Origin of the sequence: Actinomadura sp. WMMA1423 (assembly GCF_006547145.1) — a bacterium.
Classification (GTDB): Bacteria; Actinomycetota; Actinomycetes; order Streptosporangiales; family Streptosporangiaceae; genus Spirillospora.
The window spans coordinates 6,219,765-6,240,282 of sequence record NZ_CP041244.1 but is presented as its reverse complement, the minus strand read 5'-3'; the positions used below and the strand labels follow the sequence as shown (position 1 = coordinate 6,240,282).

17 protein-coding genes are annotated in these 20,518 nt (G+C 72.8%); 8 read left to right on the top strand and 9 right to left on the bottom strand.

Annotation, left to right across the window (positions count from 1 at the left end; translation table 11 throughout):
* Window positions 1-8: 8 nt before the first annotated feature.
* The 3 genes from FKD65_RS28980 to FKD65_RS28970 all read right to left on the bottom strand — a co-directional run bounded on the left by FKD65_RS28980 (window position 9) and on the right by FKD65_RS28970 (window position 3,844).
* Entirely contained in the window at window positions 9-1,088 is a 1,080-nt protein-coding gene (locus FKD65_RS28980) for an alpha/beta fold hydrolase (RefSeq protein ID WP_141580732.1), read from the bottom strand.
* Window positions 1,089-1,099: 11 nt separating this feature from the next.
* Window positions 1,100-2,221, bottom strand: coding sequence for an alanine racemase (alr, locus tag FKD65_RS28975; protein ID WP_141580730.1), 1,122 nt, complete (start codon window positions 2,219-2,221; stop codon window positions 1,100-1,102).
* Window positions 2,222-2,371: 150 nt separating this feature from the next.
* On the bottom strand, window positions 2,372-3,844 hold the full coding sequence (locus tag FKD65_RS28970; protein ID WP_141580728.1) for an NAD(P)H-hydrate dehydratase: 1,473 nt from the start codon (window positions 3,842-3,844) through the stop codon (window positions 2,372-2,374).
* Window positions 3,845-4,069: 225 nt separating this feature from the next.
* Here FKD65_RS28970 and FKD65_RS28965 point away from each other — a divergent pair, with 225 nt between their 5' ends.
* The 3 genes from FKD65_RS28965 to FKD65_RS28955 all read left to right on the top strand — a co-directional run bounded on the left by FKD65_RS28965 (window position 4,070) and on the right by FKD65_RS28955 (window position 5,646).
* Window positions 4,070-4,930: a helix-turn-helix transcriptional regulator gene (locus FKD65_RS28965; protein ID WP_141580726.1), complete on the top strand. Its 861-nt coding sequence runs from the start codon at window positions 4,070-4,072 to the stop codon at window positions 4,928-4,930.
* A gap of 38 nt (window positions 4,931-4,968) precedes the next feature.
* On the top strand, window positions 4,969-5,190 hold the full coding sequence (locus tag FKD65_RS28960; protein WP_141580724.1) for a DUF397 domain-containing protein: 222 nt from the start codon (window positions 4,969-4,971) through the stop codon (window positions 5,188-5,190).
* A gap of 249 nt (window positions 5,191-5,439) precedes the next feature.
* The gene (locus FKD65_RS28955) at window positions 5,440-5,646 is read left to right on the top strand and encodes a DUF397 domain-containing protein (protein ID WP_141580722.1); all 207 of its coding nucleotides are present in this window, start codon (window positions 5,440-5,442) and stop codon (window positions 5,644-5,646) included.
* A 309-nt stretch (window positions 5,647-5,955) separates the two neighbouring features.
* Here FKD65_RS28955 and FKD65_RS28950 read toward each other — a convergent pair whose 3' ends face one another.
* From FKD65_RS28950 to glmS, 3 genes are all read right to left on the bottom strand, one after another.
* Complete coding sequence (locus FKD65_RS28950) at window positions 5,956-6,927, bottom strand: ABC transporter permease (protein WP_141580720.1); 972 nt, start codon at window positions 6,925-6,927, stop codon at window positions 5,956-5,958.
* A 5-nt stretch (window positions 6,928-6,932) separates the two neighbouring features.
* Window positions 6,933-7,877: an ABC transporter ATP-binding protein gene (locus FKD65_RS28945; RefSeq protein ID WP_141580718.1), complete on the bottom strand. Its 945-nt coding sequence runs from the start codon at window positions 7,875-7,877 to the stop codon at window positions 6,933-6,935.
* A gap of 115 nt (window positions 7,878-7,992) precedes the next feature.
* Window positions 7,993-9,837 carry a glutamine--fructose-6-phosphate transaminase (isomerizing) gene (gene glmS, locus FKD65_RS28940; RefSeq protein ID WP_141580716.1) on the bottom strand — a complete coding sequence of 615 codons (1,845 nt, stop codon included), beginning with the start codon at window positions 9,835-9,837 and terminating at the stop codon, window positions 7,993-7,995.
* A 122-nt stretch (window positions 9,838-9,959) separates the two neighbouring features.
* On the opposite strand from glmS, the gene coaA reads away from it, so the two are divergent.
* Window positions 9,960-10,901 carry a type I pantothenate kinase gene (coaA, locus tag FKD65_RS28935; protein ID WP_141580713.1) on the top strand — a complete coding sequence of 314 codons (942 nt, stop codon included), beginning with the start codon at window positions 9,960-9,962 and terminating at the stop codon, window positions 10,899-10,901.
* A gap of 6 nt (window positions 10,902-10,907) precedes the next feature.
* Here the strand turns inward: coaA and FKD65_RS28930 are convergent, their stop codons facing one another.
* On the bottom strand, window positions 10,908-12,278 hold the full coding sequence (locus FKD65_RS28930; protein ID WP_141580711.1) for an alkaline phosphatase PhoX: 1,371 nt from the start codon (window positions 12,276-12,278) through the stop codon (window positions 10,908-10,910).
* 153 nt (window positions 12,279-12,431) lie between these two features.
* Here FKD65_RS28930 and FKD65_RS28925 point away from each other — a divergent pair, with 153 nt between their 5' ends.
* From FKD65_RS28925 to FKD65_RS28910, 4 genes are all read left to right on the top strand, one after another.
* A complete protein-coding gene (locus FKD65_RS28925) occupies window positions 12,432-14,657 on the top strand; it encodes a DUF4132 domain-containing protein (protein WP_141580708.1) in 2,226 nt (741 codons plus the stop codon).
* A gap of 106 nt (window positions 14,658-14,763) precedes the next feature.
* Window positions 14,764-16,914, top strand: coding sequence for an MMPL family transporter (locus FKD65_RS28920; protein WP_141580706.1), 2,151 nt, complete (start codon window positions 14,764-14,766; stop codon window positions 16,912-16,914).
* Between the two features lie 228 nt (window positions 16,915-17,142).
* Window positions 17,143-18,144: a sensor histidine kinase gene (locus FKD65_RS28915; protein ID WP_205718279.1), complete on the top strand. Its 1,002-nt coding sequence runs from the start codon at window positions 17,143-17,145 to the stop codon at window positions 18,142-18,144.
* A 1-nt stretch (window position 18,145) separates the two neighbouring features.
* On the top strand, window positions 18,146-18,793 hold the full coding sequence (locus FKD65_RS28910; RefSeq protein ID WP_141580704.1) for a response regulator transcription factor: 648 nt from the start codon (window positions 18,146-18,148) through the stop codon (window positions 18,791-18,793).
* On the opposite strand, the gene FKD65_RS28905 is transcribed toward FKD65_RS28910, so the two are convergent.
* Both FKD65_RS28905 and FKD65_RS28900 read right to left on the bottom strand, forming a co-directional pair.
* A complete protein-coding gene (locus tag FKD65_RS28905; RefSeq protein ID WP_141580702.1) occupies window positions 18,790-19,506 on the bottom strand; it encodes an ABC transporter permease in 717 nt (238 codons plus the stop codon). The two genes, FKD65_RS28910 and FKD65_RS28905, sit on opposite strands and share 4 nt — an antisense overlap.
* Window positions 19,503-20,414, bottom strand: a complete 912-nt coding sequence (locus tag FKD65_RS28900; RefSeq protein WP_141580700.1) for an ABC transporter ATP-binding protein — start codon at window positions 20,412-20,414, stop codon at window positions 19,503-19,505. Before FKD65_RS28900 ends, FKD65_RS28905 begins: the two co-directional genes overlap by 4 nt.
* Between the last annotated feature and the right edge of the window lie 104 nt (window positions 20,415-20,518).

Here is a 20,518-nt window from a genome sequence, read left to right as displayed (position 1 = left end):
GACGGCGTTCACGCGGTGCGCTCCTCTTCCTCGTAGACGGGACGGACCCGCTCGACCAGCCGGCGCAGGCCCCCGGTCACCACGCCCGGGTACTCCAGCGGCAGCACGTGCCCGGCCTCCTCCACCTCTACCAGTTCCGCGTCCGGCAGCGCCGCGGCGATGCGGCGGCCGTGCTCGGCGGGGGTCAGCCGGTCGCGGCCGCCCGCCACCACCAGCACCGGGACCCGGCCGATCACGTCCGTGCAGCCGACCTTGTCGTGCGCCATCAGCGCCGGGTAGTACTCCGCGATCACGTCGATCGGGGTCCGCCTGATCATCTCCTCCAGGAAGGCCACGACGGACGGGCTGACGTACTTGTCGGCGAACGCCATCTTCCGCGTGACGACGAACGCCAGGTCGGCCCCCAGCCCCCGGGCCTTCTCGACCAGCTCGACGCGGCGGCCGAGGCCGCGCAGCGTCCCCGGGGCCAGCGGCCGGACGGCCTTGGCCAGCACTAGCGGCAGCCCCAGCGTCATCTCCCCGAGGTCGCCGCAGGAGGTGTTCACCAAGGCCACGCCCACGATCCGCGTCCCGAACAGCTCCGGGTGCTTCTCGGCCAGCGCCATGATCGACATGCCGCCCATGGAATGCCCGACGAGGACGACCCGGCGGTCCGGTCCGGCGGCCGCGTCCAGGACGGCGCGCAGGTCGTCGCCGGTCTGCTCGATCGTCGCGTCCCCGGCCCGCCCTCGCCCCGAGCGTCCGTGGCTGCGCTGGTCCCAGAACACCAGCCGCAGCGCCCCCCGCAGGTCGCGGCGCTGGTAGTGCCACGCGTCCTGGTTGAGGGTGTAGCCGTGGCAGAACACGACGGTGAGGTCGGAGTCGTCGGGGCCGTCCACCTCCACGTGCAGCGGGACGCCGTCGTCGGCCCGGACGGGCAGCTCCCGCCCCCGCAGCTTCCCGAAGGGCTCGGCCGCGTCCGGATCCGGACGCAGCCGGACCCGGCCGACGGCGAGGCGCCGCAGCCCGACCGCCGCGCCCACCCCGGCCGCGCCCACGCCCGCGACGACACCGGCGACGCCGATCCTGCGCTTGCTCCTGCTGTCCATTCCCGCGCCCCCTACAGCGCCCCCGGGTACGCCCTCGGTACCCGGGCCCCGATGCGGGTGACGATCTCATACGAGATCGTTCCCAGCGCCTCCGCCCACTCCTGCGCGGTCGGCTCGCCCCGGTCGCCCGGGCCGAACAGGATGATCTCGTCCCCGGCCGCCATCCGGTCGTCGCCGAGGTCGACGACGAACTGGTCCATGCAGACCCGCCCGGCGATCGTCCTACGGCGCCCGGCCGCGAGGACCTCCAGCAGGTTGGACCCGTGCCGGGGGATCCCGTCCCCGTATCCCACGGGGACCACGGCCAGCGTGGTCTCCCGCTCGGTGTGGTAGGTGTGGCCGTAGGAGACCCCGCTGCCCGCCGGAACCCGCTTGACCAGCGCCGCGTCCGCCACGAGCGTCATCGCGGGCCGCAGCCCGAACCCGCCGAGCGCCGGAACCGGCGTCAGCCCGTACGTCGCGATGCCCGGCCGGACGAGGTCGAACCGCGCCTCCGGCAGGGTCAGCGCCGCCGCCGAGTTCGACAGGTGCCGCACCTCGAAGCGCGCCCCGGCCTTCTCCGCGTGCGCCACCATCTCCGTGAACGCGCCGATCTGCGCCGCGATCGAGGGATGGCCGGGCTCGTCGGCGCAGGCGAAGTGCGACATGACCCCGGCCACCCGCACGTGCCCGGTGGCCTCGGCCTTGAGCGCCGCGTCGACCAGCGCCTCCCAGCCCTCGCCCCTGGCACCGCCGCGAGACATGCCGGTGTCGGCCTTGAGATGGATCCGCGCCTCGCGCCCTGCCCGCTCCGCCGCCTGGACGACCTCGTCCAGCAGCCAGACCGCCCCCACGGTGAGGTCGACGTCCCGCGCGACGGCCTCCTCGTACGGCTCGCCGGGGACGCCCACGCAGACCAGCGCGCGGACGGTGAGGCCCGCGTCCCGCAGGCGCAGCGCCTCGGCCAGCTTCGCGACGCCCAGCCAGGACGCCCCGCCGGCGAGCGCGGCGCGGGCGGCCTCCACCAGCCCGTGCCCGTACGCCTCGGCCTTCACCATGGCCATCACCTCGGCGCCCCGCGCGTGCTCGCGCAGCACCCCGATGTTGTGGCCGATGGCGCCGAGATCGATCCGTGCCTCTGCAGGAACCCTCATGGTCACCCAGTCTGCCGTCCCCGCACCCGTGCCCGGGCCTTATCACCCAGGTCAGACCCGGAACAGCGGCTCACGAGCGCTCCCCCCGGCGCTCCCCGCCTGATAAGACGCAAATGCCCGCCCCAGGGTTCAGCCCCGCCCGGGGACGGGCTAACCCAGGCTTCGGAATGCGGCGGGGAGGGCGCCGATCACGTCTTGCGCGCTGATGGGGGCTTCGGGGCCCGGGGAGGGGGCCGCGGCCAGGCGGGCGGCCAGGCCGTGCAGGTAGGCGCCGGCGGCGGCCGCGTCGAGGGCGGGCATTCCGCCTGCGAGCAGCGCGCCGATCAGGCCGGACAGGACGTCGCCCGTGCCGGCGGCGGCGAGGCGCGGGGTGCCGGTCGGGTTCACGCGGACGGGGCGGTCCTCCTCGGCGACCAGGGTCGTGGAGCCCTTGAGCAGAACGGTCGCGGAGAGCTCGGCGGCGGCGCGGCGGACGTGGTCGAGGCGGGCGGCCTCGATGTCCGCGCGGTCGGCGGCGACGAGGCGGGACAGCTCCCCCGCGTGCGGGGTGAGGACGGTCGGGGCGGCGCGGCCCAGCAGGTCGCGGCGGCGGGCGAGGACGGTGAGGCCGTCGGCGTCGACGAGCACGGGCAGGTCGGTGGTGAGGACGGCCTCCAGCAGCGACTCGGCGGCGTCGCCGGTGCCGAGGCCGGGGCCGACGACCCAGGCCTGGACGCGTCCGATGCGCTCCAGGACCTTCGCGCTGTGGCGGCCGGGCTCGACGACCGTGGTGACCACCTCGGGCCAGCGCTGCCGGACGAGCTCCACCGGACGGGCGACCGAGGCGAAGCGGACCATCCCGGCACCGCCGCGGATCGCGCCGCCGGTGCTGAGGACGGCCGCGCCGGTGAACTGGTCCCCGCCGGCGAGGATGCCGACGACGCCGCGGCGGTACTTGTCGGACTCGGGCCGCGGCTCGGGCGGGGCGACGTCGGCGGGACGTGCCGCGACGACGTCGGGGTCGGGCAGGTCGGGGCCGAGCCCGATGTCGACCAGTTCGACCACGCCGCAGTGGGCCGCGCCCGGGTCGATGAGCAGGCCCGGCTTGTGGGTGCCGAAGGTGACGGTGACGTCGGCGTGGACGGCCGCGCCCTCGACGCGTCCGGTGCTCGCGTCCACGCCGCTCGGGACGTCGCAGGCGACCACCAGGGCGGCGGACTCGGAGGCGAGCGCGGCGTACCGGGCGTGCGGCTCGCGGAGGCCGCCGGACCCGCCGATGCCGGTCAGGCCGTCGATGATCAGGTCGGCTCCGGCGATCGCGGTCTGCGCGCCGGAGTCCAGCAGCCGGCCGCCGGCGGCGCGCAGGTCCGCCAGCCCGCCCGGGTGGATCTTGGACCCGGCCTGGACGGCCTGGACGCGGGCGCCGCGCCGGGCGAGGCGGGCGCCGGCGTAGAGGGCGTCGCCGCCGTTGTCGCCGCCGCCCACCAGCAGGACGACGCGGGCCCCGTACACGGCGGGCAGGAGGCGCGCGCAGACGGAGGCCAGCCCGGCGGCGGCGCGCTGCATCAGTGCGCCGTCCGGGAGCCGGGCCATGAGGGCCCGCTCGGCCGTCCGGACCTTGCCGACCTCGTGCGCGTACCTCATCCGCGGCTCCCCAAGTCGATCACACACTTAGAGTGCCACGGGGGGACCCTCCGCAACCGCGGACGCGCTTGATCACAACTTGCACCGCAAGTTTCGGTGTCATGTGCGTAAAAGAATCTTCAGTCGTAGAATCTTGGTCATCCGGTCCGATGTATTCGCGCCGCGGCCCCCCGGTGCGGCAGAATGCGCCCAGATCAGTCCGCCGGGACTGGAGAGGCCCGAGCAATGAGCACTTCCCGTGGTCCCTCCGTACGTCAGCGGCGACTGGCCGCCGAGCTCCGGAGGCTGCGCGAGGCCAGAGGCCTCACCGGAGACGAGGTCGCCGAAAGGCTCGCCTGGTCGACCGCCAAGGTGAGCCGGATCGAGAACGCGCGGACCGGCGCGAAGATCGGCGACGTGCGGCGGCTGCTGGAGCTGTACGAGGTCGGCGGCGCACGGCACGACGACATGATCGCTCTGGCGCACGACGCCGCCCAGCGGGGTTGGTGGGAGGACTACCGCGACCTGCCGAGCGAGCTCGCCGACTTCATCGCGCTGGAGGCCGAGGCGACGGCGGCCAGGGAATGGGGCAGCACCGTCATTCCCGGGTTGTTGCAGTCGGAGAACTATGCCCGGAATGTCATCGGCGGGTGGAGCGACCTGGCCACCCTGCCCCCGCAGGAGCTCGACCGCCGGCTGGAAGTGCGAATGCGGCGGCGCGAACTGCTCGACGGGCCCACCGCGCTGGAACTGTCGGCGGTTATCGACGAGGCGGTTCTGCTGCGCCGCATCGGCGACCACAAGGTCATGCGCGAGCAGCTCGAACATCTGTACCAGATGACCGAGCGCCCCAACGTGACCCTGCAGATCCTGCCCTTGGACATAGCACACTCGGTGTTGGCTGAATCGTTTATCCTTCTCGAATTCTCCTCGGTGCACGACATCACCTTTAATGATATCGTTCACACGGAATCACTGACGATCAGCCACTTGGCGGAAGAAGCCGTCACCTATATGTACCGGCTCGCCTATTCGAGCCTGTCCCGGCAGGCGCTGGATCCCGCGCAATCGCGGCAGCGCATCGCCGAGGCCAGAGACGCGTGGTGACGGCCCGCTAAGGGCTCAATCCTTGTGAAAGGCACCGAGTGTCCCTTTTCGCCACTCCTGTTCCACAATGGAGGAGAAGCGCCCACTGCGGGGCGAGCAACACGTGCGTCGAGATCGGAACGCTAACCGATTCGTCCCGTTTTATCGGGGCCCGCGACGCCAAGTACGGTACGCAGAGTCCGGTCCTGTCGTTCTCCCAGGCGGAATGGCGGGAATTCCTCGATCGAGCAAAGAAGGGTGATTTCGACCTGGGTTGCTGACCCGGCGCGACGCGCCGTCCGGCCCCCTCCGCCAGCGCGCTCGGGGCCACGCCGCACGAGCCGGGTCCACCGCGCCGACCCGGCTCGTCGCCCTCCCAACCGTGACTCTGGAACTACCTCTGCACGCCTGTCACACGGGTACCGCGCCACCCGGACGTGATCAGGCGTTTTTTGCGATCTTGTTACCGTGTGCTTGATGCACGGCAGCGCGGCCGCGGGCAAATGCAACTTTCGATGCAGGGAGCCGGAATGAGTTTCCAGGGGACACCGCCCGCCCGATGGAGAAAGAGCGCCCGATGCGGCGCCAGCAACGGCTGCGTCGAGGTCGCACGGCGCGAGGAGGACGTCATATCCGTGCGCGACACCGAGGACACCGCGACGATCCTGTCGTTCCGGCCGGATGAATGGCGCAGGTTCACCGAGCACGCCAGGGACGGTCGTTTCGACACTCGCTGAAACAGTCACTGCAACTTGCAGATCCGGCGAGATTTCCAACCGGCCGGAGAATTGCGTTCAGCGGGAGCGGACACGCGCTGTTCCGTGGCAGGCCGCACGTTCTTTCGCGGCACGCCGCTCCCGCTGATCGCATTTCCCGGAAGATGATCGCATTGTGAATCCGCTCACGTCCCGCGAAAACCGCTCGGGCAGGCGAAGACCGATCCGGGCCACACGGGACGCCGCTCAGGCCGCACGGGACGCCGCTCAGGCCACGCGGGACGCCGCTCAGGCCACGCGGGACGCCGCTCAGGCCACGCGGGACGCCGCTCAGGCCACGCGGACGCCTCTGGGGACCCGGTACAGGGGCGTCCGCAGGCGTGAGGCCGTGAGCGCGACCGCGCCCCCCGCGAGGACCAGGTCGAAGCCCAGCCCCCACGGCCATACCGCGGCCCCGTCCTCGCGGTCCGGCTCGTAGCCGTGGTCCCCCGCGCGGATGTCGCGCACGCTGCGGCTGATCCCGCCGAGCGGGTCGGACTGCGGCGCCTGTGTGGCCACCACGTCGCCGACGACGACGCGGCGCTCGGGCAGGCGCGGGGCCGCGTCGGCGAGCACGACGACCGGGTTCGGGGCCAGCAGCCACCAGATCCGCTCGGTGTGCTCCTCGTCGTAGCCGCCGCTGGAGTCGGCGACCCGGTCCGACGAGAGCGGCAGTGCGAGCGCGAACAGCAGCGGCGTCCCGACGAGCAGGCCGAACACCGTCAGGTACGACAGGAGGATCGAGGTGACGCTCCGGGCGACCAGCGCCGACCAGGCCTGCGACACCGCGCAGACCACGCCGATCAGCAGCGCCGTCACCAGCAGGACGACCAGGGCCCGGCCCACGCCGACGGCGCCCTCGGCGACCGGCAGGAGCAGGCTCGGCAGCGTCAGCAGGAGGGTGACCAGGCCCGTCCCCCAGGAGGCGGCGAGCTTGCCGAGCGCGATCTCGCCCGGGGTGAGCCGGGTGACCTGGAGCGTCGCGAGCGTTCCGCGCTCGCGGTCCCCATTGATCGACTGGCCGCCGAGCGCCGGGGTGACGAGCAGCGTCAGCACCAGCACGCCGAGCAGGACCCCGCCGAACATGGGGACGCCGGGCTCGCCGTAGGAGGAGGTGTCGTCGTACTCCAGCGCCAGCCGGAACAGCAGCCCGAGCCCGTTGACGACCAGGCACCAGACCGCGAGCAGGACCTTCCAGCGGCCGGTCCGGAGCCGGGTCCTGATCTCCTGGCGTGCCACCAGGTCGATTCCCCGCGCGGTCATGTCGCTCAACTCCGGTTCTCGGTCATCGCCAGGTACGCCGACTCGAGCGCGCTGCCGGCGGGTGCGAGCCCGCTGACGGGCACGCCGGCGGTGACGAGCCTGGCCAGCAGCCAGGCCGCCTCGCCCTCGGTGAGCGGTCCGACCTCGGTGCCGCCCGCCGTGTCGACCGCCCGGACCTCCGGCATCTCCTCCAACTCGCGGGCGAGCGCCGCCGCCAGGGGCTCGGGGTCGAGCGAGCGGATCCGCCACCGGACCCGGGCCGCCGCGCCGGTGAGATCGGCCATCGCGTGGTCCCCGACCGTCCGGCCGTGGTCGACCAGGACGACCCGGTCGGCGATCTCCTCCAGTTCGCTGAGGATGTGGCTCGACACGAGCACCGCGACCCCTTCGGCCGCGAGGGACCGCAGCAGGTCGCGCAGTTCGATGCGGGAGCGCGGGTCGAGCCCGGACGCGGGCTCGTCCAGCAGCAGGACGCCGGGGCGGTGCACGAGGGCCCGCGCCAGCCCGAGCCGCTGCTTCTGGCCGCGCGAGAGGGCGTGGACGGGCCGCCCGAGGTGGTCCTCCAGGTGGACGAGGCTGAGCAGCGCCCTGATCCGCTGCGGGCGCTCCTGCCTGCCCAGCCCGTAGGCGTCGGCGAAGAACCCCAGGTACTCGTCCACCGTGAGCTGGTCGTAGACGCCGAAGGTGTCCGGCATCCAGCCGAGCTCGTCGCGGGCCTCGGCGGGACGGGCGAGCGCGTCCCGCCCGGCGATCCGCACCGTGCCCGCGTCGGGCGCGAGCAGCGTCGCCAGGATCAGCAGCAGCGTCGTCTTGCCCGCCCCGTTGGCCCCGACGAGCGCCGTGACCTGCCCGTACGGGACGGTGATGTCGAGGCCGCGCAGCGCCTCCACCGGCCCGAAGCGCCGCACCACCCCGCGCGCCTCGATCGCGATGCCGCCGTCTTCCGCCACCCGCCACCTCCGCCGCCGGACCGGTCCCGGTCTCGGTGAGACGCGGCCCGCCGCGGGAGGGTTCAGGAGAATCCGGGCTCTTCACCAGAACCCGGGTCGGACGGCCGGAGCCGGGCTACTCGACGGTGACGGACTTGGCGAGGTTGCGGGGCTGGTCGACGTCGTGGCCCTTGGCGGTGGCCAGCTCGCACGCGAAAACCTGCAGCGGAACGGTCGTGACCAGCGGCTGGAGCAGCGTCGGGACGGCCGGAACGCTGATCAGGGTGTCCGCGTACGGCTGGACCGACTCGTCGCCCTCCTCGGCGATCACGATGGTCCGGGCGCCGCGGGCCCTGATCTCCTGGATGTTCGACACGATCTTGTCGTGCAGGACGTCCCGCGCCCGCGGCGGCACGACGACCACGACGGGCAGGCCCTCCTCGATCAGGGCGATCGGGCCGTGCTTCAGCTCGCCGGCGGCGAAGCCCTCGGCGTGCATGTAGGCCAGCTCCTTGAGCTTGAGCGCGCCCTCCAGAGCGACCGGGAAGCCCACGTGGCGTCCGAGGAACAGCACGCACCGCTCGCCTGCCAGGGAGCGGGCCAGCTCGCGCACCGGCTCCATGGTCTCCAGGACCTTCTCCACCTTCTCGGGCATCCGCTCCAGGAGCTGGACCATGGCGAAGACCTCGTCGCCCCACTTGGTGCCGCGCACCTGCGCGATGTAGAGGGCGATCAGGTAGACGGCGACCAGCTGGGTGAGGAACGCCTTGGTGGACGCGACCGCGATCTCGGGCCCGGCGTGGGTGTAGAGGACGCCGTCGCACTCGCGGGGCAGCGTGGAGCCGTTGACGTTGCAGATGCCGAGCAGCTTGGCCTTCTGCTCCCGGGCGTGCCGGACGGCCATCAGGGCGTCCATCGTCTCGCCCGACTGGGAGATCGCGATGACCAGCGTCGTCGGGGACAGGATCGGGTCGCGGTACCGGAACTCGCTGGCCAGCTCGACCTCGCAGGGCAGCCCCGCCCAGTGCTCGATCGCGTACTTGGCGATCAGCCCGGCGTGGTAGGACGTCCCGCACGCCACGATGATGATCTTGTCGACCTCGCGGAGCTCCCGGTCCGGGATGCGCATCTCGTCCAGGTGCAGGCGCCCGTCGGCACCGATCCGGCCGAGCAGCGTGTCGGCGACGGCGCGCGGCTGCTCGGCGATCTCCTTGAGCATGAAGTAGTCGTAGCCGCCTTTTTCCGCGGCGGACACGTCCCAGTCGACGTGGTACTCCTTCACCTCGGCGGGGCGCCCGTCGAAGTCGGTGACCGTCACGCCCTCGGCGCGCAGCTCGACGACCTGGTCCTGGCCCAGCTCGATCGCGTCCCGGGTGTGCTCGATGAACGCGGCGACGTCGCTGGCGAGGAAGTTCTCACCGTCCCCGACGCCGACGACGAGCGGGGAGTTGCGGCGGGCCCCGACGACCAGGCCCGGGGAGCCGGTGTGCGTCGCGACCAGCGTGAACGCGCCCTCCAGCCGACCGCAGACGCGGCGCATCGCGTCGGCGAGGTCGCCGCCGCCCTTCAGCTCGTCCTCCAGCAGGTGGGCGACGGCCTCGGTGTCGGTGTCGGACACGAGCCCGTGGCCGCCCTCCTCCAGCTCGGCCCGCAGCTCGGCGAAGTTCTCGATGATGCCGTTGTGGATCACCGCGACGGAGCCGGTGCAGTCGACGTGCGGGTGGGCGTTGCGGTCGTTCGGCGGCCCGTGGGTCGCCCACCGGGTGTGGCCCATGCCGAGCGTCCCGGCGGGCGGAGGCTCCTCCGCCAGGGCCCCGCGCAGGTTCACGAGCTTGCCCGCGCGCTTGGCCGTCGCCAGCTTGCCGTCGGCCAGCACGGCCACTCCGGCCGAGTCGTAGCCGCGGTACTCCAGCCGCGCCAGCCCGTCGACGACCACGTCGAGGGCGGAACGGCCGCCCACGTACCCCACGATTCCGCACATGGCGGCAACTCTATTCGGTGCTGCGCACCGGACCCACCTGCGAGGGCCCCGGAATCATGACGCTAGCGTGAACGACCGGTGGAAACCCGCTGACCGGAACCTGGCCCGGCTACTGTTCAGGCATGACGAGCGGATGGGACAGCGTGCCGAGCCCCTACGTGGAACTCTCCCGGGAGGACTGGCGCGGCCTGCGCGAGAACACTCCGCTCCCGCTCACCCCCGGTGAGCTGGACGCCCTGCGCGGCCTGCGCGACCCGATCGACATCACCGAGGTCGAGGAGGTCTACCTGCCGCTGTCCCGGCTGCTCAACCTGTTCTTCCAGTCGGACGGGCGGCTGCGCGACACCGTCAGCGGCTTCCTCGGCGGCGAGGTGCGGCCCACCCCCTTCATCCTGGGGGTGGCGGGCAGCGTCGCGGTCGGCAAGTCCACCACGTCCCGGCTGCTGCGCACGCTCCTCGCCCGCTGGCCGGATCACCCGAGCGTGGAGCTGGTCACCTCCGACAGCTTCCTCTACCCGAACGCCGTTCTGGCCGAGCGCGGGATCATGGACCGCAAGGGGTTCCCCGAGTCCTACGACCGCCGCGCCCTGGTCCGGTTCGTGTCGGCGGTCAAGTCGGGCGCCCCGGAGGCGTCGATCCCGGTGTACTCGCACCTGGAGTACGACATCGTCCCGGACGCGGTGCAGACCGTCCGGCGCCCCGACATCCTGATCGTGGAGGGCCTGAACGTGCTCCAGGCGCCGCCGCCCGGAACCCTGGGCGTGTCCGACTTCTTCGACTTCTCCATCTATGTGGATGCGCGGGTCGAGGACATCCGGCAGTGGTACATCGACCGGCTCTTCGCCCTGCGCCGCACCGCCTTCACCGACCCGCGCTCCTACTTCCACAAGTACGCCCACGAACTGGACGAGGACGAGACCGCCGCCTTCGCGCAGCGCGTGTGGCGGGACGTCAACGAGATCAACCTCGTCTCCAACATCCTGCCGACCCGCGCCCGCGCCACCCTCGTCCTCCACAAGAACCGCGACCACGAGGTCCAGCGAGTCAGACTGCGCCGGATCTGAGGCGGGTCAGCGGCGCCAGGGGCCGGTCACGGCGAAGGTCGTGCCCGGGGTGTAGACGTTGACGTACATCGTGCGCTCGTCCGGGGAGAACGTGACCCCGGCGCACTCGCCCCATTCGGGCTCGGCGTCCGTGCCGATGTTCTGGCGGTTGCGGGCCATCGGGTACACCGTGCGGCGGCGGGAGACGCCGAAGACGTGCTGGGCGCCGTTCCCGTCCTCGCACACCATCAGGCCGCCCTGCGGGGCCAGGCAGATGTTGTCGGGCGACTCGCCGGGCTTCTCGAGGTCGGTGTCCGGGCCGAACACGATGACGAGGGTGAGCCGGCGGTGGCGCGGCTCGTAGGACCACACCTGCCCGAAGTGGTCGGCGCGGGAGCCGTCTCCCGTCTTCGCGAAGCTCGACACGAAGTAGACGCGGTCGCCGCCCCAGTAGCAGCCCTCCAGCTTCTGGGCGTGGGTGACGCCGCCGGACCCGAAGTCCTGGAACCGGATCGGGGTCTGCGCCGCGAGCGGGTCGGGCACCTTCTTCCACTCGACGTGGTCGAACGAGGTGCCGGGCTCCTGCACGACCGAGAGATCGGGAACGCCGGGGACGCACAGCGCCTCCAGGCGGCCGCCGGCCCGCAGGCTGCCGGAACCGCCGCGCGGCCGCTTCGGCAGGAACCGGTAGAACAGCCCGAACGGCTTCTCGAAGGCGTCCTCGGTCTCGTAGACGGTGCCGTCGCGCGGGTCGACGGCGATCGCCTCGTGCTGGAAGCGCCCCATCGCGGTCAGCGGCTCGGGGACGGTGCGGGCCTGGTCGTACGGGTCGACCTCGAAGATGAACCCGTGGTCCTTGGTGTAGTTCCCCGTCCCGGCCTTGTCCTCGGTCTCCTCGCAGGTCAGCCAGGTGTTCCACGGGGTGGGGCCGCCCGCGCAGTTGACGGCCGTCCCGGCGATCGCGACGCGCTCGGCGTGCACGCGCCCGGCCGCGTCGACCTCCAGCGCGGTGCAGCCGCCGAGGCCGGCCGGGTCGTAGGTGACGCCCCTGACGGCCGGTACGCGGTGCTCGGCGTCCGGGCGGTTCTCGTGGTTGCGGACGAGCCACGTCCGGCCCCGGCGGCCGGGGAAGGCGGACATGCCGTCGCAGTGGCTCGGCACCGGCCCCTCTCCGGACCGCAGCGGCTCGCCCTCGCGGGACAGGACGGTGTAGCGGAAGCCTCGCGGCAGGTCCAGCAGCCCCTTCGGGTCGGGCACGAGGGGCCCGTACCCGTCGTGGCCGCCGGTCGGGGCGGCGGACGCGCTCCCGGCGAACAACTGCTCCACGGCTCCGCTGAAGGCGATCCCCGCCCCCACCGCACCCGTCCTGGCGAGGAGCTGACGGCGTGACACTGACATGAGCACACTCCCTGATGGATCGTTACAAGATCCTCTCGCCCGTTGTAACACGCGTCACACTGGATTGTGAACCGGTCCCGCCGGGGCGGAACCGCCCGGCCTCCGGTGCGTCCGAAGATCGATACTGTCCGTGCCCACCGTGAGACTGGAGCCATGACCGACACCCTCACCGTCGAGGACGCCCCCGAGAGCGATCTGCCCCGCCTGCTGGTCGATCCACCCTGGAACCGCCGGACGCGCGCGAGCGCCGAGCCGGTCGTCCTGAAAGGGCTGAAGCGTCCCAAGACGCCCGTTACGGAGTCCTGGCCGCCCGGGTTGCGCGAAGAGTGGGCCAAGGTGCCGGACACCTTCCGGAAGGCGTACGAGCCATGCCCCGAGGACTCCGAGTGGGCGGCACTGGCCGAGCGTTTCCGCAGCGGTGACGCGCTGCGGTCCCCGCGGGGCGGGGACCGCGCCCGCCTCTACTACTGGCTGGTGATGCGGGGGCCGGACGACCTCGCCGCCGAGCTCCTCGCCGACGAGCGCTACTTCGAGGACTGGGCCGGGTTCGTCTACCGGGCCCCGCTCAAGCAGTTCGCCGCACGGCGCGGCCTCGCCGCCCACCGGCTGGTGCTCAACTCGGCGAAGGCTCACCACTCCTGCGCCGAGGCACTCGTCCCGTTCGTGGACGACGCCACGGCGCAGATCATGATCGGCGTGCTCGGCCGGGTCGACGAGGCCGCGCGGCTCTGGCTCACCTGGCACGGGCCCGCCGCCGCGCCGTTCGTCGTCCCGGAGGCGCTGCGCAAGCCGGGCCCCAAGCGCGCGAAGGCCGAGCAGGGCCTCGCGCTGATCGCCCGCGAGCACGGCAGCGGCTGCATCGTGGAGGCGGCGCGCGCCTACGGCGAGGAGGCGGCCGCCGCGATCGAGGCGCTGCGCGTCGACCCCCTGGACCAGTACCCGGACGAGCTGCCGGAGTGGGACGAGGAGACCGTCGCCAAGCTCCCGAGGATCCTGCTGCGCGACCGCGACCGGGCGCTGCCGGTGAAGGCCGTCCGGCACTTCGTGACGATGCTGCTGATCTCCACTCCGGAGGACCCTTACCCCGGGTGCGAGCAGGTCGCCGAGCTGTGCGACCCGGCCTCGCTGGCCGATTTCACCTGGGCACTGAGGCTCAACGACCGGGGCAGCGGGCTGTGGACGTCGCAGGGCGTCCAGTACGCCCTGCGACGCTTCGGCGACGCGGCGACGGCCGCCCGGCTGGCAGATCACATGGCGCGGTGGGACAACTACTACACCTGGACGTTCAAGGGGCTGTCCGCTCTAGACGTCCTCATGGCGATCGACGCGCCCGCCGACGACAAGCTGCGCCATCTGGACCGCCTCGCCCGCCGGGGCGCCGACCACAAGCACATGCGCCGCCATGCCCAGGGCCGGCTGAACGCCATCGCCCGGGAGCGCGGGCTCACATCCGAGCAGCTCGCGGACCGGATCGTCCCCGACCTCGGCCTGGACGCCGAGGGCTCGATGACCCTCGACTACGGCCCGCGCCGCTTCCTCGTCGGCTTCGACGAGCAGCTCAAGCCGTTCGTGACCGATCAGGACGGTAAGCCCCGCAAGACGCTGCCGAAGCCGGGCGCCAAGGACGACGCGACCCTCGCTCCGCCCGCCTACAAGCGGTTCGCCGACCTGAGGAAGGAGGCGCGGACGGTCGCCGCCGACCAGGTCAGGCGGTTGGAGAAGGCGATGACGGCCGGGCGCTCCTGGACGCCCGAGGAGTTCCGCTCGGTCTTCGGCGCGCACCCGCTGATGCGGCACGTCGCTCGCCGCCTGGTGTGGTCGGCGGACGGCGCCGCGTTCCGGATCGCCGAGGACGGCACGCTCGCCGACGTCCACGACGACGAGTGCGTCCTCCCGCCGGACGCCCGCGTGACGCTCCCGCACCCGGTGCTCCTCGGGCAGGAGACCGTCGCGGCCTGGAGCCGGGTCTTCGCCGACTACGAGATCCTCCAGCCGTTCCCGCAGCTGGGACGTCCCGTGCACGAGCTCGCGGACGACGAACGCGGCGCCGCCCGGCTGGCCCGCTTCGAGGGCCACGCGGTCCATTTCGGCAAGCTCATGGGCATGACGTCCCGCGGCTGGGAACTCGGCGAGAAGGAGACCGGCGGGTTCCGCCGCCAGGTCAACCTGATCACGCCGGACGACCGGCACGTGATGGTCGCGTTCGAGCCCGGCATCCGCGTCATCGACCCCGACGAGTTCGCGGAGCAGAAGATCGAGCGCGTCATGCTGATGACCGGCCGCTACTCCGGCACGGAGCATCCCTTCGGCGCGCTCGACCCGGTCACCTCGTCCGAGATCCTCGCCGAACTGACCCGCCTCACCGACGGCCCCGCCTGACCCGCTGCCCCGCCTGCCCCTGACCCGCCGTCCACCGATCGGTGGACGGCGGGTTCCACCGGTCGAGGCTCATGCGCGCGGGGGTCCCGCGGCCAGCATTCCCGGTATGACGGATCTTCTAGTACGCATGGCCCGGTGGAGCGCCGGGCATCCCTGGCGCGGGATCGCGGCCTGGCTGCTGTTCGTGGTGCTGTGCCTCGGCATCGGCGTCGCGGCCGGCGGGCACGCGGCCACGACCGAGGACTTCCGGATCGGCGAGGCCGGGCGGGGGGAGGCGATGGCCGCCGAGGGCGGGCTCCAGCAGAGGCCCGTCGAGCACGTGCTGGTCACCGGCCGGGGCGCGGCGGCCGACGCGGCGGCCCGGGACGCCGCCGCGCGGATGGGGCGGCTGCCCGAGGTCGAGTCGGTGTCCGCGCCGGTGCGGTCCGGGGACGGCTCGGCGGTCCGCGTCGACGTGACGTTGAAGGGCTCCGAACTCCAGGGCAAGAAGCACGTCGAGCCGCTGCTGGCCCAGACCGCCGCCGTGCGGGCCGCGCACCCGGACGTGACGGTGGAGGAGACGGGCGGCCCGTCCATCAGCAAGGGCGTCGAGGAGCTGCGCGACGACGACCTCGCCCGCACCGAGGTGATCGCCTTGCCGATCACGCTGGTCACGCTGCTGGTGGTGTTCGGCTCGTTCGCCGTGGCGGTCGTCCCGGTGGTGCTCGCGCTGACCTCGATCGCGGCGGCGATCGGCCTGTCGATGCTCGCCTCGCACGTCTTCCCGGACGCGGGGGTCGGCGCCAGCGTCATCCTGCTGATCGGAATGGCGGTCGGCGTCGACTACACCCTCTTCTACCTCAAGCGGGAACGGGAGGAGCGGGCCCGCGCGGGCGGCCGGCTGAGCGCGCGGGCGGCCGTGGAGGTCGCCGCGGCCACCTCGGGTCGCTCGGTGGTGGTGTCCGGGCTGGCGGTGGCCGCGTCCAGCGCGACCCTCTACCTGGCCGACGACGTGATCTTCTCCTCGATCGCGACCGCGGCGATCGTCGTCACGCTGATCGCCGTCGTCAGCTCGCTGACCGTCCTCCCGGCGGTGCTGGCGAAGCTCGGCGGATGGGCGGAGCGGTGGGCCGTCCGGCGCGGCGGTGCGCCGAAGCCGCCGCGCACGGGCGGCGGCCGGATCACCCGGGCGGTGCTGCGGTCCACCGGGAGGCGCCCGGCCGTGACGCTCGCCGTGGCCCTGGCCGCGATGCTGGCGCTGACCGCGCCGCTGCTGAGCATCGACCTCACGGACATGGGCCGCGACAGCCACCCGCGCGAGATCCCGGCGATGCGGACCTACGACCGGCTGAACGCGGCGTTCCCCGAGCTGAAGGCCATGCACCAGGTCGTCGTCAGGGCGGACGCCGCCCGCGCGGACGAGGTGACCGCGGCCCTGCGCGACCTGGCGGAACGGGCCGAAAGCGACCCGCTGCTCGCCGGTACGTCCGAGCTGCGCACCTCGCCGGACGGGCGGATCCACCTCCTCGAACTCGCCGTCCCGCACCACGCGAGCACCGACGAGGCCCGGCGCTCACTGGAGCGGATGCGCGGCGAGTACGTCCCGCGGACCGTCGGAAGGCTCGGCGTCGAGACCGCGGTGACCGGGGACGTGGCCCGCTACGCCGACTATCCCGAGCACCAGGAGAGCAGGCTGCCGTTCGTCATCGGGGCGCTGCTCCTGGTGACGTTCGCGATGACCGTGTGGGCGTTCCGCTCGGTGGTCCTCGGGCTGATCGGCGTGGTGCTGAACCTGCTGTCGGCCGGCGCCTCGCTCGGCCTGCTCACCCTCGTGTTCCAGGGGACGTGGGCGGAGGGCCTGCTCGGCTTCACCTCCACCGGCTCGGTCGGCTCCCGCGTCCCGCTCTTCCTGCTGGTGATCCTGTTCGGGCTCTCGATGGACTACCAGGTGTTCGTGATCAGCCGGATCCGGGAGGCGGCGCTGCGCGGCGCCCCGGCCCGGCAGGCCGTGCTGGACGGGGTCGGCGGCTCGGCGAGCGTGGTGACCAGCGCCGCGTTCGTCATGGTGACGGTGTTCGCCGGGTTCGCGACCGTCCACATCATGGAGCTGAAGCAGATGGGCTTCGCGCTGGCGGTGGCGGTGCTGCTCGACGCCGCCGTCATCCGCGTCACGGTCCTGCCCGCGGTGATGCTGCTGCTCGGCGACCGGTGCTGGTGGCCCGCCGCGCGGCCTCCGCGGAGCGCCGAGCCGGTCCGGGCACCGCAGATCGTAGGCTGATCGTCATGGTGCGGCCAAGCGAACGACCCGAGACACGGGCGCTCCGCAGGTGGTACGCGGCCGCCTGGGTCCTGTTCGGGCTGGTTCCCCCCGCCCTGGCGGTGGCGGACCAGCCCGACGGCACCAGGGCCCCGACGCTGGCGCTGCTCTCGGTGCTCGGGCTCGGCTACCCGGTCACCGAGACGTTCCCGGGGAGCGCGGCGGTCCGCCGGAACGCCTTCCCTGGGCGTGCTGGTCGCCGGGATCGGCGGCGTCTCCTACCTGATGGGCGGCGCCGCGTCCCTGCTCATCACCTCGCTCCCGCACTTCTGGATCTTCGCGGGGAGCCCGCGGCGCGCGGTGCTGCTCAGCGGCGCCGCCGCCGCGGCCGCGGTCGCGGGCGACGCCGTCCGGCACGCCCCGGCCGGGGAGCCGCCCACCGGCAACTCGATCGCCGCGCTCGTCGGGTACGCGGCGGGCGTCCTGCTCGGGCTGTGGATGCACCGGGTGGTCGGGCAGACCGACGAGCGGGCCCGGCTCCTGGAAGCCGACCTCGCCGACGCCGAGCGGCGGCTCGCCGAGGCGCAGCGCCGGGAGGGCGCCGCCGACGAGCGCGAACGGATCGCCCGCGAGATCCACGACACGCTCGCGCAGGGATTCGCGTCCATCGTCGTGCTGGCGGAGGCGGCCCGCGGCGGCCTGCGGTCCGACCCGGAGCTGACCGGCCGGCAGCTGCTGTCGATCGAGCAGACCGCGCGGGAGAACCTCGCCGAGGCGCGCGTCCTCGTCAGTTCGGGAGCGCAGTCCGGCTCGGAGGCGCAGTCCGGCTCGGGGGCGCAGGCCGAGCCCGGGGCCCAGGACGGCGCCGTCCCCGCGTCGATCGCCCGGACGCTGCGCCGCACCCTCGACCGGTTCGCCGAGGACACCGGGCTCACCGTCCACGCCGAACTGGCCGACGTCGAGTGCGACCAGACGACCCGGATCGCGCTGCTGCGCTGCACGCAGGAGTCGCTCGCCAACGTCCGCAAGCACGCCGCCGCGTCCACGGTCGGCGTCGTCCTGGAACCGCACCCGCACGGCGTCGAGCTGGAGATCACCGACGACGGGCGCGGCTTCGCGGTGGCCGGATCCCGCGGCTTCGGCCTCGACGGCATGCGCCGCCGCCTCGCCGAACTGGGCGGCGAGCTCACCGTGACCAGCTCCCCCGGCGAGGGCACCCGGATCCTCGCCATGATCCCCGCGAGGACGTGACATGACCGCGGTCCCCCCGCCGATCCCCCCGAGACTCAGGATCATCCTGGTGGACGACCACACGGTCATGCGCGCGGGCCTCGTCGCGCTGCTGGCCGCCGAGCCCGGCATCGAGATCGTCGGCGAGGCGGGCGACGGCCGGGAGGCCATCGCCCTCACCGAACGGCTCCGGCCCGACGTCGCGCTGCTCGACCTGCGGATGCCCGTGCTGGACGGCGTCGCGGCCACCGCCGGGATCGTCCGGCACGGGACCCGCGTCCTCGTCCTCACCACCTACGACACCGACACCGAGATCGAGCGCGCGATCGAGGCCGGCGCCATCGGCTACCTGCTCAAGGACACCACCCGCGACCGGCTGGTCGAGGCGATCCGCGCGGCGGCGCGCGGCGAGACCGTCCTCGCGCCGCGGGTGGCGGAGCGTCTCGTCGCCCGGATGCGCCGCCCCGAACCGGCCGCACTGACCGCCCGGGAGGTCGAGGTGCTCCGGGCGGTCGCCGACGGCCTGTCCAACGCCGAGATCGGGCGGCGGCTCGTCATCGCGGAGGCGACCGTCAAGACGCACCTGCTCCGCGTCTTCGCGAAGCTGGACGTCGGCGACCGCACGCACGCCGTCGTCGTCGCCATGGACCGCGGCCTCCTGCGGCGCTAGTCGGCGCTGGCCACCGGGAGGGAGCGGAGCCGGAACGTGGCGAGGAAGGTCGCGACCAGCGCCACCGCGACCAGCAGCCCGATCGCCACCGGCAGGTCGACCGTGGACCTGACCGGGGACGCGTCGGTGAGCGAGTCCGCGACCGACAGGCACCACTGCTGGATGGACGCCGACTTGGCGCCCGGCGCGAAGTTGCCGAGCAGCGACTCCCACACCAGCGCGTACAGCAGGCCGATCGTGACGGCGTTGCGGCTGGCGACGGCCAGCGCGACGAACACCGCGCTGTAGACGACGCCGCCGATCAGCACCCCGATCGCGAACGCCGGGGTCATCTGCGCGGTCGTGCCCGTGAGGATGAGCCCCGCCAGCAGCGTCGGAACCGCGGCGAACAGCGTCACCAGGACGATCGCCACGACCAGCTTCGTCAGCACGATCACCTCGCGCGGGACCGGCTTGGTCAGCACGTACATGATCTGGCCGTCGTCGATCTCCGGGCCGATCACGCCGGTGCCGGCGATCAGCGCGAGCAGCGGCAGCAGCGTCGCCAGGCCGAACCTCTGCAGCACGCCCGCCGAGACGTCCAGGTCGTCGTTGCCGGTCACGCTCAGGGCCACCGCCAGCACCAGCAGGAGCAGCGGCAGCCCCAGCAGGAGCAGCGCGCGCTTGCGTCCGAGCATCGCCCGGAACGTGATCATCGCGATCGTGCCATTCATCGTGCCACCAGGTAGGAGAAGACGCTTTCGAGGGACTCGTCGGCCGGGGAGACCTCCCAGAGCCGCACGCCGGCGTCCCGGGAGACCTGCGGGAGCAGCCAGGTGAAGCGCTGGAAGTCGACCGCCTCCACCTGCAGGCCCTTCTCGGTGAGCTGGACGCTGCGGGCCGAGCCGTCGGCGATGACCGCGGCGGCCAGCCGCCGGTCGTCGGAGGAGCGGACGAGGAAGATGTGCGGCCGGTCGGTCATCAGCCGCCGGATCTTGCGGAAGTCGCCGGACGCCGCGTGCCGGCCCGCCACGATCACCTCGATGTGGCTGGCGAGCCGCTCCACCTCCTCCAGGATGTGCGAGGAGAACAGGATCGTGCGGCCCTCGGCCGCCATCCGCTGGATGAGGTCCATCAACTGGAGCCGCTGCCGCGGGTCCATGCCGTTGAACGGCTCGTCCAGCAGCAGCACGGGCGGGTCGTGCACCAGCGCCGACGCCATCTTGATGCGCTGCTTCATGCCCTTGGAGTAGTTGCCGATGGGGCGCCCGGCCGCGTAGTCCATCTCCACCAGGCCGATGGCGCGGCGGGCGGCCCCGCCCGGATCGGGCAGCTTGTGCAGCTTGGCCATCGCGAGGATGAACTGCTCGCCGGTGAGGAAGTCGTAGGCCGACTCCCGCTCCGGGACGAGGCCGAGGCTGCGGTAGACGCCCGGGTTCCGCCAGATCGGCGTCCCGTCCAGCGTGACGGAGCCGGACGACGGCGCGAGGAACCCGCCCATCATGTGGATGAGCGTCGACTTGCCGGCCCCGTTCGGGCCGAGGAGCCCGGTGACGCCCGGCCCGACCTTCATCGACACGCCGTTGACGGCCACGACGTTCCCGTACCACCGGGACACGTTCTCCAGAATCAGCTCACTCATGCTGTGCTCCTTCGTGGGGGGCGACCCCCCACACCCCCCGGTTCGCTCCGCTCATGCCCTGCCCCTGTGGGGGGACGACCCCCCACACCCCCCGGTTCGCTCCG

What these genes read in the sequence shown, in the direction of transcription:
- coaA (WP_141580713.1), top strand. Translation starts at nt 9,960, where the DNA reads ATGACGAGCGGATGGGACAGCGTGCCGAGCCCCTACGTGGAACTCTCC.
- FKD65_RS28955 (WP_141580722.1), top strand. Translation starts at nt 5,440, where the DNA reads ATGAGTTTCCAGGGGACACCGCCCGCCCGATGGAGAAAGAGCGCCCGA.
- glmS (WP_141580716.1), bottom strand. Translation starts at nt 9,837, where the DNA reads ATGTGCGGAATCGTGGGGTACGTGGGCGGCCGTTCCGCCCTCGACGTG.
- FKD65_RS28925 (WP_141580708.1), top strand. Translation starts at nt 12,432, where the DNA reads ATGACCGACACCCTCACCGTCGAGGACGCCCCCGAGAGCGATCTGCCC.
- FKD65_RS28905 (WP_141580702.1), bottom strand. Translation starts at nt 19,506, where the DNA reads ATGAATGGCACGATCGCGATGATCACGTTCCGGGCGATGCTCGGACGC.
- FKD65_RS28920 (WP_141580706.1), top strand. Translation starts at nt 14,764, where the DNA reads ATGACGGATCTTCTAGTACGCATGGCCCGGTGGAGCGCCGGGCATCCC.
- FKD65_RS28970 (WP_141580728.1), bottom strand. Translation starts at nt 3,844, where the DNA reads ATGAGGTACGCGCACGAGGTCGGCAAGGTCCGGACGGCCGAGCGGGCC.
- FKD65_RS28950 (WP_141580720.1), bottom strand. Translation starts at nt 6,927, where the DNA reads ATGACCGCGCGGGGAATCGACCTGGTGGCACGCCAGGAGATCAGGACC.
- FKD65_RS28910 (WP_141580704.1), top strand. Translation starts at nt 18,146, where the DNA reads ATGACCGCGGTCCCCCCGCCGATCCCCCCGAGACTCAGGATCATCCTG.
- alr (WP_141580730.1), bottom strand. Translation starts at nt 2,221, where the DNA reads ATGAGGGTTCCTGCAGAGGCACGGATCGATCTCGGCGCCATCGGCCAC.
- FKD65_RS28900 (WP_141580700.1), bottom strand. Translation starts at nt 20,414, where the DNA reads ATGAGTGAGCTGATTCTGGAGAACGTGTCCCGGTGGTACGGGAACGTC.
- FKD65_RS28965 (WP_141580726.1), top strand. Translation starts at nt 4,070, where the DNA reads ATGAGCACTTCCCGTGGTCCCTCCGTACGTCAGCGGCGACTGGCCGCC.
- FKD65_RS28980 (WP_141580732.1), bottom strand. Translation starts at nt 1,088, where the DNA reads ATGGACAGCAGGAGCAAGCGCAGGATCGGCGTCGCCGGTGTCGTCGCG.
- FKD65_RS28930 (WP_141580711.1), bottom strand. Translation starts at nt 12,278, where the DNA reads ATGTCAGTGTCACGCCGTCAGCTCCTCGCCAGGACGGGTGCGGTGGGG.